Raw genomic sequence first — 12,313 nt, forward strand, 5'->3', positions numbered from 1 at the left:
GCAAGCTCCTAACGTCGTTGAGCTTGTTTAGGATCTAACTCAAGCCCCATGACTTCGAAAATGTTGAGTTGTCCCTGATATTGAATAAATAACTCCTGATATAGCTCAGCAGTATTCATTTGACCCCATTCTATGGCCTTGTAAACCAGGTAGGGAACAGGACTATGGGGATCGTCATGGGATAGGTATTCTGCTGCCTCGGCCAATTTTGCATAGGCGGCTTCTCGGTTGCGGATGGGGCCACCTGAACCATAAGATTGCGTATCTGGACTAGCCTCATCTAACTCTTCTTCCTCCGAAGCTTGTGCTGCTTCCAGGCCACGGTGTTTTACATGGCTATAGAGGGTGTCGTGAATTTCTTCCAGCAGCGTCGTTAAGGCCGACAGAGACGGAGCATGACGACCACACAAATCGTCTAGAGACGCAGAAAATTGCTCTAGTGCTACGATACCCAGTTTTAAGTCCGTAAATACTTCTTTGTAAAACTCTATCGGTGTGGCGACAACCGAGCTTACGATGGTCTGAGTTTGCAATAAGTCATTCTGCAATTTTTTACGAGTTTCAGGAGGCAACTGTTCATGTTGCGCCGCCAGTTCCCAATCCGACCAACTGTAGTAGGCATCACCTCGAGTGGCCGTAATGGACAGCTGTTTGACAGTGGGGAGTAACTTTTGATTTACCCAAACGATGAGGTTAGTGCGATACTCCAGGTCATCATCTTCAATTTCGGGGTAAAGCGTATCCCAAAAGGTTTCGCACAATACCTGGATGAACTGCACCACTGGACCAATTGCAGCAAATCCCCATTTGTTAATCTGAGCTTCTAATAACCAGATGGCAATTTGTAAGTCTTTGCTTTTAGTTTCCAAGGTTTCCAGCGACAGACGGGTAACTTCGTCCCAATCAGCCGATTTAAGATCGTGCTCCCACTGTCCCATTGGAACAGATGTATCATCAGCAGTACGTGCCGCTTTAAGGGATGAATAAATACTGTGATGCTTTAAGTATTCACCAGAAGGGTTGTCACCGGGGATGGGTTGCAATAAGGCATCAACGGGAACACCACACAATTGGCCAAAGCGCTCCTGTAAGATGTTGTTATATTCATCGCTCATCAATTGTTTCCTTTTAAAACCTTCGGTGCAAATTCTGGGAAATGTTCTGGCACACTCAATGCAATCTTTTGTTTGCTCTCAGGGTCAATGCCATACAGAGTAAATCTGGCAAATGCACGCATCATATTGGGCTGTGGAGCAGGGTGCTGTCCAGATTTTGAAGAAACGCTGGCTTCAAACTTGAGTAGTCTTGATTCTGCCACCAGAGATTCGCTGTCTATCTCATTAGCTTGGTAGGTATTAAGGAAACTCAATAGACCCCAGATGTCATCAATTCTGTAGTTAAGGAAACCTTGTCCGGAATTACGACCATCAACAGCAAAACCTCGATAGGGTGATTGAGTTGCCCAGCCAAGTGACATGGTAACTGGGTCATTAGGTGTCCAGAATACCGCCGTGGGAGCACCAGGGAATGCCGTTCTATATTCTCCTGAGGTAAAGCTCCATGAAGACAGATGTTCGGTAAACTGAGCGTACTCACTCATCACATTGAACTCGACTTCAACTTCTATGCCCGCTGCATCTTTGCCCGACGCAAGTAAAATATTTTCGAAAAGCAATGCGGTTGAATCTAACTTTCGAATGAAGTCTTGCGCTTCTTTGTAAGATTTATCTTTCCAGGCCAACACTGCCATGCGCTGCACCAGACCGTCTGCTAACGGCTCATACTGCTGTAAAAATTCGCGCATAACTTTAGGAGACACGTTACGGGCTTTGGCTCGGGTAGTGAAGGGCGCTTTGTCAGCCAATAAGTCGGTGAACAAAGTGGAAATTTGTGCGTATTCTTTTTTGATTTGGTCTGCTTTAAAACTATTACAGTGCTGAATGGCACGCTCAATGATGGTTTTGTGGCCTAAGGAAAAGGCATCACTGCCTTCAGGTACCACCATTTCAGCGGTAGTTGCGAAGCAGTTTGATTGATCCACCACGGCCAATTGGTTAGTCATAAATTGATTGAGCTGCTCAAGACTATTGGATGGGTCTTTGTTTTGCTCTTTATTGAGTTCGATAAGGGTATTTTGCCACTTACCAAATAACTCATAATTCACATATTTTCCCTTGGTATTGAGCAAAAATACAACCAGCGGCTCCGCGTACTCAAAAGCAATGTTATTGGCACGCTCCGCCTGTGCCGATAAATAATCTTGTAGTTGCCCATCGCCATTGATTCCAAATAGCACGGCATTGTATTGGTGTGCGCTCCATTTGGGCTTTTTCAGCGGCGTAAAAATGCGATTGTCCCGGTAAAGCTTATCGACGCGTTCTAACAGTTTGAAGGCGTGCTCCTGGCTGATTTTCAGCAGCCACGCGTGGCTTTCTTCGAATTCCAGTTTTTGATAAGCCAACAACAGCGCGAGAATGGAATCCATGGATTTGCGGAAGTTACCCACAGCCGCGGATAAGTATGCCTCTTGTTGACTTACCGGACGCAATGATTCTGGTCTGAATTCTGCCACTTCTTCCACTTGTGCCTGCAGTACGTGACGATTCATGGCGAATTGCAGTTGTTTTAAGGCAATTCCTTGAGCGAAGTATTTTTGGTTGTCTTTTACTTTTTTGTTGGGTAACCAGACGCTCTGGTATTCGGCACCAGCAAAGCGCACATATTCGTCATAGAGTTCAATGGCGCGATTTAGCTGTTCTGTGGACCAGAAGAAATCTTCGCCAGTTTCCACATAATCATTTGCAGCCACTACGTCCATATAACTCAAAGCATTGGTTTTCTCTACTGACTCAAATAAAGCTTCCGCATCAGGCGTTAATGCCATCGGGTATTCAGTTTTAGCGTAGATCTTCATGTAAAGCTGCTGGTTGTCGCTTTCCATTACATCAGAAACAGCTTTCTGACAGTTCGCCAAAAACTGTTTAGCCGCAGTTTTGTCTTTACCGAAATTATCGCTTAAAGAGGCGAGTGAGTCGTGTATTAACATGCACTCGTTGGGGGTGGCATGAGATGCTAACCAATAATTTTCCAGGTGACCTAGCCACTCTTTATAGGTGCTCAAACTCTCTGCGAATTCAGGGATCTTGTTATACCAACTGATAACCGTAGGAAGGCTCTGTAATTGAGCACTTAGCTCAAAGAATTCTTTAGGCGCAGCTACTTCGTTAGCAATGACATTAATTTCCTGGTTTGCTAAAGCCAGTATTTCATTCCATTGTTGTTGGGTTTCCAGCGGCGTGATGTCACAGAATGTATTAAAACCGATGTCATTGTTATTATTGGATATTGCGCGAATATACAACGAAGAGTGTTCATAAAAACTGTCGGGTAATTTGGTTTCGTATAAATAATCGACGATATCAGTGATCTTGCGTTCCGTATCGAGTGACGATTGATGATCATTGGTGATCAAATCATATAACTCATCGTAGCGAGCATAGCCTAAAGAAAGGTCCTTTAACCAATCAGTAAATTGCTTGGCTTTTCCCAGGTTCTGCACATTATTGAGCTTTTCCTGCAACTTGCTTTGCATCTTACATTGGAAGGCGGGGAATACCACTTCGCCGAAAACATGGGAAGAAAAGTAATTCATAATGCGATCATTAAAGGAGTTGTGCCATGACAGTGGCATACTCAGATAGTTGATCTCACTAGCATCCATTGCTGCGATGTGATCTAAAACTCTATTTACGTGCGTGAGTCCGGTAACTTCTTCTATTTTGGGTTCGTTTTCAATAGCTCTAACCAAACTATTCGTTTGCTCATTTAACGCCATTGTATCCATCACTAACAAAGTCGATAACGCCGCGAAAGTGATAATAGAAGTGTATTGGTAAGCTCTTAGTCGACTGTTGCTGGATAGCAATTTATTTTGCGGGGGGAAAGCCAGTCGATTCTCAGCAAATATTTTCTGCTCAAACAGCTCTTGCAAACAAATAAAGTGTTTTTCCTGCTCGCCTGACTCGGTATTGGTCTGAGTATTTTGACCAGCAAAATACACACCACGAAACATCAGCGGCATTTGCAAGGCAGTGTTGCCGAACAATTCATTGCAGATGATGGTAAGGGGCGATTCCATCGCATCCAGACTGTTGGCTAATAACAGTGCTTCAGTCGGTTTAGCTTTGTCCAGCGCCTTATCATTGCTGATAATCGACATTTGTGCACTACGTACCTGATGTGAGACTGCGTTTACCGCCTCGGAAATCCAGCTGGATTGATAGGGTTGTGAATCGTTGTAGGGATTAGCCCATCCGAACTGCTGATGAATGTAACGCTTAACTCTGTCTTGTGACCAAAACGCGTCAAAACCTTGCAGTTCTTCAGACCCGGTAACAATGAGATAAACGGGTAAAATAAACCCGACTTTTTGTTGTGTCTGCCAGACCTCTTGATAGATCTCTGTTGCCCAGTTTTCAAGTTCTAGCTTATCCAACTCTTTAATTTTGCTGATGGGTAGGGTAACTATAATGCCATCAAGCGGTCTTTCCGGACGGAACTGTTTTAACTCAGAGACAATCTCCGGGGTTTTTTCATGATGGACAACGCAACCTTGTTGAAACAGGTACCAGCTGTCAGATTCATCTTTTTTTTGCAATAAGCGTTGTTCTTTCTTTCCCAAAAGCGATTCCAGTTCACTGAGAAGTTGCTTATCGGGTGTGATTTCACCGCCGCTTATCATCAGATAAGTGGGCAGGTTGTAGCGTTTTTCGTGCCCACCGCTTAACAATTGCACCGCATTGACCAGGCCGCCGACAACGTTAACTTTGGGTTTAGCTACCTGTTTGTCTTTTCGCTCTTCTGCAGCATCATCGGCTTTTTTCTTCCAACGAAACAGGTCGTCTCGAGAAAAGCTGATGCGATTAAAGCCGCGAGGTAAGAAGGGAATAACGATTTTGATTTGTTTGCCGCTGGCTAATATCAGCAGAAAAACCACAACTATTAACAGTACTAACAGCCAGATGAGGTTGTAATCCCCAAAAAAGCCATCCAGCTTGTTAAACATGCGCTTTAATTCATTTAAATTCATGTTATTTGGTACTCGTACTGATAACCGAGGACAGCTCCTGACTCAAATCCATGGTCAAGACGCCCCAAATCCCGGCACCCAGAGCCAGGTACAAAATGAAGGCGAACAGGGTAACACGGTGCCATTTGGACAAGGGTGCTAGTCTTGCTGCTTTGTCGTTGTTTCTGTTGTGCAAATAGGGTTGATGGAATAAGTGCTTGTGAGACAAATCAACACTGTTGAAATCAGAGATTTCTACCAGCGAGTTCATCAGGTGTTCTACTCTGGAGGAATTATTTATCAACTTGCCTCTGAAACCTTGCCAGAAAACGGTCAGATAGATATAGGCTAACTGCTTCACCTGTGGTGACAGGGTTTTACCGGTTGCGTCAGATTCGATCATCTCTTCAACCCTTTGCACCAGCTTGTGCCCCGCATTGCGGCTTGAATAAAGGGTTCGCTCTAGCAGCATCCCTAACCAATCGGTTTGATGCGGCCAGGCAACCATGCGCAGCAGTTGATCATCAATCAAGGCAACAAGAGCATATTGAGCTTGTACGTAAATGATATACTGACCCGATGAGGCAATGGTTTTTATGCGCAGCTCCTGAGCGGCTAAATGCTCAGTAATTTCGCGGTGCACGTAGCGCGGCACATCTTTTACCTCTTTGCCTTCGCGCTCAGAGAGGTTTAAGTTGTCTTTATAATGAGCTTCAACATCAACACGCAACTGATTCCAAAACGCCAGGCTCTCTTCGAATGCCCGGAGGATCAGTTGGCTCTGTTTAATTGATGCTGGTGAAATACTCATTTATCTCTCCATCACCCTGATTTACGCGGGATAAACCAATTGATGACCGTCGGTTGGTGCTCAGCCAGGGACTGGTCAGAACCGCTTATCATTAATCGATGTTTCGGTGCAATAAACTCTCTGTCTACCTTAATCTCGATAAAGATTTCTTCATCGCCAGCCAGAAGTTTCAGATTTTTAAATTCTTTAACAGGTAAGCGGTCCGCACCTAATGTACGTGACAGCAACAATAGCTCCCAATTGTTATCTGTGGCTATCATCGCATTTTCAATCCACTGCTTCAGTTTGTCTGGGCTGGAGCCTTGAGCTTGTTTTAATGACAAGTAAAACACGCCATCCTCAGGTAGCTGATCGATTGCTACAGAGTACTCGTGATCATCATTCAATTCGAAAGGAATACAGGTGAAGTCTAATCTGATACTTTCTGTGATATCGGTAATGAAACTAAAGAGCGCTTTGAACGTACCATCAATATCGTTGTGACGATATTCAGAAAACGACGGTGGCAATAAATCCGGATGAATAATAGCCATATTGCCAGCAAGATTCACCAGTGCCAGATATAGTTGTTGTGGGTGAGTTACCTGGCTGTTAAGCAGTACTTCTACTGTTGGCAAACAAGCTGTTAGATAATGAATTCTCTGCCTTTGAACAGCACTAACAATACTATTTTGTCCCTGGGTATCCGTGAAGAAGTTTCTTAATCCCGTGGCTTTAGTGCGAAGATCACCCAGCAGAGCTTCTATGTCTTTTCCTAACTTAACCTGGTAAGGTGCGTCGACCTTAGGTACATAAAGGGTCGGCGGGGTGTAATTCAATATTTGGAAACTACCATCATAGGTTTTCTCCATTTTTAAAATGGGGAATGAGCGGAAGTTTGGAGAAAGCTGCGAATCCACAAGTAATAACAACCTGGCTCTGAGTCTGACCAGATCTATCTTGTTTTGAATATCATTTTGGTCAATGACCTTGCCTTCATTGACGCTGTCGTAGCGTTTTAATTCACTATCCACATCGCTAGCACAGCCGTCGCTTAAAGCAGGTATAGCGAGATGTACGTGGAATGGCTTTTGAGGTTCAATATCGGGAATTTCTGACAACTGAATTGAAAGCTGTTTTAATCCCTCGTTTTCCATACTTTGTTGTTTTGAAATAGCGTGTTTCACCACAGTGCCATCAGGCATTACTGCGTGAACCTTATTCACTATTAACTGATCGAAAGTAACCGCGTCCTGATCTATCTCCAGCTCACAAACTCCCCAATAAAACGGGTTGGAGCGTTGTAGTTGATGGAACAGTGCTTGTTCAATGTAGATATTGTTTTGCTGAAAATGCTGCGGAGATAACAGCATTCCTTCAAACCATTGCACCGGATCTGGCATAGGAGAAATATTCTTCATTATTCTTGGTCCTCTGTGGCGCCGCCGGGTGCTGCTGATACCATAGTCATTTGAGCTGCATCAAACACTAACCACGGTGTGGCAACCTCTGTGAGGACTGCTTTTGCATTGGGATTATTGGGATAGTAAGCAAACGCAAAAACGCCTTTGGCCAAAGCGCTTCTGTCGGAAAATTTATCTAGTAACTCACTGTATCCGGGCACAATTTGCCGCTGGATTACATCCATATTGACTCCATAACTCGCAATATAACCTTGTTTTTCCTTAAACCACTGATCAGAAGAGGTGCTGGTGAGTAAAGTAACCAGGTTTTCATCGTAGGCGAAAATGATATCTACCGAAACCGCATAATTCATTGCTGTTCCGGTATTCACTTTTAATCCAACACTTTCCACTGAGTTGCCGCTGTACCATGGCATATACTCGTTTACTACCTGAACAGTAGAACAAGCGTTAAGAAACACCAAAGTTAAAGCTGCTAAAAACAGGTTTTTCATGTCAACACCATCACCTTCACCTGGCTCGGTGATAAATTTAGCCCGGGAATATTGGACAGTAACCCGTTTTGTCCGCTTAAGTCTAGCATCCTGGTGCAAGGCATGCATTGGAAATAGGTTCTGAAACTACCTAATAGGTTACGCTTACAGCCCATAAACTGTTGGGAAACTATTCCCCCTGTAGGTATTGATACTTCATTGCCATTACTCAGTGCGGTTGTGGTCAATAAGTTGTGCACTGGCATACAAGTGATGAAATGATTAAAGATCGTGGGAATTGCCAAGGTTGAAAATGCAAAGTTTGGCAATGGAATAGGGATAAGCCCGACTGGTGTGATTATTTTACACACATCGGGAAAACCGAGGCTAAGAGCAAACATTTGAGTCTTACAAAACATCATTTACCCCATGTTAATCCGGTCCGCATCCATCTTGATGTCTTTTTCTGCAGTGATAAGTTGTTGAGTAGCATGACTTTTTAACAATTTTTCTGCATGTAAATCAAGGTATTCTGACCTGTTTATTAGGTGTTTTGTGAACTGAACCAGTGTACCTTGTATCATTTGGCAGGCAGAACGTGCACATTCGTTCAATTTTCCCAGTGCGACATTTAGGTTAATTTCTTTGATTGCGTTCAGACGAATACTTTTTGAAGCATTCACTGTCAGGTTGTCTACGTTGATTTTTATACTGGCATTTTGGGGTAGCGATATCTCTCTTTCTTGTTGTTGCTGCGAATGCAGCACACTGATAATCCAGCCTTTGTTTTGATCATCTTTCCAGTACAGAACCGTGTCACCTTCAACAGGGACAATCAAACAGCTAAGCGCTTTTTGCGTATTGATATGGCCATTAACAATACAGCCACCATCGCTGTTAACAGTGGTGACTTTGCCAGCGAATAAAGGGCGCTCAAAAGTGCTTTCTAACGCAATGTTGTCGTTTATTTGTGTTCCCATATCAGGCTGCTGCCTCCGATTTTGCCTGTAACTCGTCAGTTTTCCTGAGCATTTTTTTATTGTTTTTCTTCCAAAGAGTATTATCTTCTGCCAGCTTATGCCAGTTTGCTGCAGTAAAATCACAATTCTTCACAGTAGACTCATTGATTTGTGCCCGGGACCAGTCGCTAAATGCCAGCTTACAATCTAGCCAGGATGACGCTTGCCATACTGAGTCCTGCCACTGACTTTTTTCTGCATTGCCGTGTTCGAAGCGAGTATTTTGGCCATTAGCCTCATTAAAAATCGCTTCTGTTGTCTGGCAAGCATTAAATACAACCTGGTTAAATTGCGCTTTCAAAAATAAGGTTTGCTGCAAATTGCAGTGATTGAATTGGCACATCTCAAATTTCGCTGCGATAAAATTATTGGTCTGCCACTGTGCTTCGGTAATAGTACAGTTGGTGAACTGACTTTCATTAAATGAGCATGCCTGCCAGCTTAAGTTAGTCCACTCCTTATCCTTGAAATTACACTTCAGAAACAGGCCTCGTTGCACCTTACAGTTCTCAATATTAACTTGCTCAAAATCGGACTCGTTCAATACAAAGTTATTCAGTTCGGAACCAACAAACAAAACAGATTCACTTTGAACCTGCATGAAAGCACTGTCTAACCACTTTCCAGCCTTGAAGGTAAATGATTTAATTTCCCCTTGAGTCAGAGCAACACGTTGAGTTGTTGAGTTTTCAAAGGTTACATCTTGCTGTTCACAAGATGCGAATGAACTTCCAATAAGAGTACAGTTGTCAAACCGAGAGTTCTGAATAGTAGCAGCATGCCAGGTGCAAGTGTCAAAGTGACAATCTACAAATTGACAGTCAATAAAGGTACAACTTAAAAACGTACATTGTTCGAACTGGGTTTTACTAAAAGTCAGTTCGTTAAACACAACATCCTGAAAGGTGGCCATGGATAATTCCAGTTCACCGAACGCCACACCATCGATTTCTTTTTGGGTGATAATACGATTGAGGCGGGCGAGTTTAAGCAGCTTTTCTGTCGGCATTGCGCCACCTCTTCTTAATAATAGGCTCAAGGTTTTCAGCTGCATTAAAGTTACTGTCGAAAGCAGCGGCAGCAATGGCATCGGCGCGATAGAAGTTGGCATTTTTAAGTTGGCAATTATCCAGCAGGGTTGCGCGCATCAGTGCCGTGTAGAAATTACTTTGTTCAAAGCTGCAATGGACAAACCGCGATTCACTCAATATTGATTGAATAAAACTACTATTTTTAAAATTGCCATAGTGAAAATCAGAATCTCCAAGATCACACAGATTAAGTGCTGCATCAGGAGCGTGCCAATATTTTCCATTGATACGTCTGAAACCACATTGCTCTGCGTTTACTTGGGTTAAACAAGCGCCAGATAAGTCACCGTCGCCACTGAATTGGCATTTTTCCAATTCGGCTTGTGCGAAGTTGCACACTTGGAACAAGGATTCCAGAAACGCACAACGGTTTAATTTGACGTTGCAAAATTGACTGAGGTTGAAGTTACAAGTCATGGCAACGAACATCTCGCCAGTGATGGCGGAAAAGTCGCTGTCGTTACATTGACTATTGACCATACTTAACTTGGTAAACTGGCTGGCAACAAAACGACTTCGAATCAGGTTAGATTCAAACACCACAACCATGCGCATATCACAACCTGTAAAGTTGGCGTTTTCGAAGTTGGTTTTCATCAATAGGGCCTGGCTCATATCTGCGCCAGAGAAGTCAGGGTAGTGACCCACAGCACTGCTTAAATTGGCTTCACTCAGTCGGGCCTTTTTAAATGAGGCATTACTGAGTTTACACCCTAATAACGCTGTTTGAGCCAAATTGGCTTTGTCCAATAGGGTCCCTTCGAGATTGCAGTTTTCCAGATTTGCCTGACTCAGGTTGATGCCTTTTAAATCTAAAAAGGATAAGTCCGCACCGGACCAATTGCGGGCAGCCAGTAATTCGCCGTTATTCAGGGCATTGAGGAAGATTGCTCTTTTTTCCTGTGCATATTCATCTTCTGGCCAGTCTGAAATAGGCGTCATGCTGTATTGTTGAGCTTTAAACTGCTGTTCTTGCAACATTTTGAGTTGCTCATCATCGAGCTCTAAACTCTGGTTCTGGGAAAGGGATTGTAAATCTTCAATTTTATCGGATACGTTGCCTTTTGCCTTTATCTCTTTCACCTGCTCGGCATCCAATTGCTCTAACTGCTTATCACTGAGTTCTTGTGCTTCATCCAACTGTTGCTGTAGTTCCACTTGCAATTTTTCTGCTTCGGCTTTTTGTTTAGCCACTTCTTCCATCATAGGGCCAGCGTTAAACGATCCCCGTTTAATTGCTTCCTTGCTGATTAATACTTTCGGTTGCTCCATTTCAGGCATAACAAATCCCGGAGGCAGGGTGCCACCATTGGCTTCCTTGGCATCTTCCAGAAACTGTTCTTGTTGTTCTTTTTGCAGCGCTTCCGCCGCAGCAAGTTCTTGGGCTATTTCGGCTTCTTCGGCAGCGAGTTGCTCCGGTGTTTTAAGCGGAGATATTGGGGCTTCATCGGACATGGCCTGTAGTGCAGTATCCTGGTTCGTTCTAAGTGCCAATTGTTGCTGATAGTGATTTTTATCTCTGGCTTCATCCTTTAATGCTTCATAAGCGATTAAATTAGCTGCAATGTCGCGAGCATCAAGTTGAGATACTTCCAACTGTCCGTGCCAGATAGCCGCGCCGACATTAATATCGGGAAACAGCCATACAGTATCCAGGTGCAAGGGGATTTCGCGGAAATTATCTTTTGCGTCGTTGGTTTGTATAAAACTGCGAGGATAAACACCCGGCAGTTTACCGTTAAATATCGGAGTGCCGGGTACCAGATTTGTTAATGTGTAGGATTCATCACCGCGCAAATAGTCGGGTAGCTGCTGATCTTCTCGGGCAGCCTGAAAAAGTCGAAAGTCGGTATCGGGTGCGAGATTGGGAAAGTGGTTTTCCAACCAGTCTTTAGTTTTGTAATTACCGTTGTATTGACTGCGCTGTGAGTGATTAATGGTTAAGCTGCCAAAACCTGCAGGGGGGTACTTTTTACCGATGCGCTTGATGCTGACTTTTTCGTCTTCGATATTGGGAGCCGCAACTACTTTATCTTCAATTTTAAAACCTGTGCCGACCGGATTGTCGTTGTAACCTTCGCCACCATAGGCCGCCTGGTCATTGATAAAAACCGATTCCCATGGTTCAGCTTGGGTCAACTTGTAACCCATCAACCCTTTGTGCCAGTTGCGATTGCCATTGATTTTTAAACGCTTTTCTACGTTTCCAAACTTGATGCTAGCTATTGCCGGTTTGTTTGAATCTGCTTGTGGATTCCAGGCGCTTCCCGCCAACATAAACTCTGCTGTAGGTTTCGGCATCACCATGTCTAAAATCTGAGTGCCTAGCTGTTCTTGCACCAATGGCCATTGCAGGTTTTCGGTAAATACCCCATAAGGGTTATGCGGGTCTGGCTCGGAAGGCTGTGTTCCCATCTCAAAAAACACAACAGGTGCAGACACAAAATA

The 12,313-nt window shown here is 43.8% G+C and carries 9 protein-coding genes; all 9 read right to left on the reverse strand.

Annotated elements, in window-relative coordinates:
* Positions 1-8: 8 nt before the first annotated feature.
* Genes tssA through ACXAGP_RS20720 form a run of 9 tightly spaced genes read right to left on the reverse strand, consistent with a single transcriptional unit; the run spans position 9 to position 12,307 of the window.
* Positions 9-1,115 (reverse strand): type VI secretion system protein TssA, encoded by a 1,107-nt coding sequence (tssA, locus tag ACXAGP_RS20680; RefSeq protein WP_475263630.1) that lies wholly within the window; start codon positions 1,113-1,115, stop codon positions 9-11.
* Positions 1,115-5,089 (reverse strand): type VI secretion system protein, encoded by a 3,975-nt coding sequence (locus ACXAGP_RS20685; RefSeq protein WP_475263631.1) that lies wholly within the window; start codon positions 5,087-5,089, stop codon positions 1,115-1,117. The genes tssA and ACXAGP_RS20685 overlap by 1 nt, the downstream gene beginning before the upstream one ends.
* A 1-nt stretch (position 5,090) precedes the next feature.
* Positions 5,091-5,879, reverse strand: coding sequence for a DotU family type IV/VI secretion system protein (locus tag ACXAGP_RS20690; RefSeq protein ID WP_475263632.1), 789 nt, complete (start codon positions 5,877-5,879; stop codon positions 5,091-5,093).
* 11 nt (positions 5,880-5,890) lie between these two features.
* Positions 5,891-7,279, reverse strand: coding sequence for a type VI secretion system baseplate subunit TssK (tssK, locus tag ACXAGP_RS20695; protein WP_475263633.1), 1,389 nt, complete (start codon positions 7,277-7,279; stop codon positions 5,891-5,893).
* The gene (locus tag ACXAGP_RS20700) at positions 7,279-7,776 is read right to left on the reverse strand and encodes a hypothetical protein (RefSeq protein WP_475263634.1); all 498 of its coding nucleotides are present in this window, start codon (positions 7,774-7,776) and stop codon (positions 7,279-7,281) included. The genes tssK and ACXAGP_RS20700 overlap by 1 nt, the downstream gene beginning before the upstream one ends.
* Positions 7,773-8,177 carry a DUF4150 domain-containing protein gene (locus ACXAGP_RS20705; protein WP_475263635.1) on the reverse strand — a complete coding sequence of 135 codons (405 nt, stop codon included), beginning with the start codon at positions 8,175-8,177 and terminating at the stop codon, positions 7,773-7,775. The genes ACXAGP_RS20700 and ACXAGP_RS20705 overlap by 4 nt, the downstream gene beginning before the upstream one ends.
* Entirely contained in the window at positions 8,178-8,735 is a 558-nt protein-coding gene (locus ACXAGP_RS20710) for a DUF3540 domain-containing protein (RefSeq protein WP_475263636.1), read from the reverse strand.
* 1 nt (position 8,736) lies between these two features.
* The gene (locus ACXAGP_RS20715; protein ID WP_475263637.1) at positions 8,737-9,783 is read right to left on the reverse strand and encodes a pentapeptide repeat-containing protein; all 1,047 of its coding nucleotides are present in this window, start codon (positions 9,781-9,783) and stop codon (positions 8,737-8,739) included.
* A complete protein-coding gene (locus ACXAGP_RS20720; protein WP_475263638.1) occupies positions 9,761-12,307 on the reverse strand; it encodes a DUF2169 family type VI secretion system accessory protein in 2,547 nt (848 codons plus the stop codon). Before ACXAGP_RS20720 ends, ACXAGP_RS20715 begins: the two co-directional genes overlap by 23 nt.
* Positions 12,308-12,313: the final 6 nt, after the last annotated feature.

It is taken from the genome of Planctobacterium sp. AWM4_229 (assembly GCF_056160305.1).

Bases quoted from the DNA above. Each gene is read 5' to 3' on its own strand.
- ACXAGP_RS20715 (WP_475263637.1), bottom strand. From the start codon at position 9,783: ATGCCGACAGAAAAGCTGCTTAAACTCGCCCGCCTCAATCGTATTATC.
- ACXAGP_RS20685 (WP_475263631.1), bottom strand. From the start codon at position 5,089: ATGAATTTAAATGAATTAAAGCGCATGTTTAACAAGCTGGATGGCTTT.
- tssK (WP_475263633.1), bottom strand. From the start codon at position 7,279: ATGAAGAATATTTCTCCTATGCCAGATCCGGTGCAATGGTTTGAAGGA.
- tssA (WP_475263630.1), bottom strand. From the start codon at position 1,115: ATGAGCGATGAATATAACAACATCTTACAGGAGCGCTTTGGCCAATTG.
- ACXAGP_RS20710 (WP_475263636.1), bottom strand. From the start codon at position 8,735: ATGGGAACACAAATAAACGACAACATTGCGTTAGAAAGCACTTTTGAG.
- ACXAGP_RS20700 (WP_475263634.1), bottom strand. From the start codon at position 7,776: ATGAAAAACCTGTTTTTAGCAGCTTTAACTTTGGTGTTTCTTAACGCT.
- ACXAGP_RS20705 (WP_475263635.1), bottom strand. From the start codon at position 8,177: ATGATGTTTTGTAAGACTCAAATGTTTGCTCTTAGCCTCGGTTTTCCC.
- ACXAGP_RS20690 (WP_475263632.1), bottom strand. From the start codon at position 5,879: ATGAGTATTTCACCAGCATCAATTAAACAGAGCCAACTGATCCTCCGG.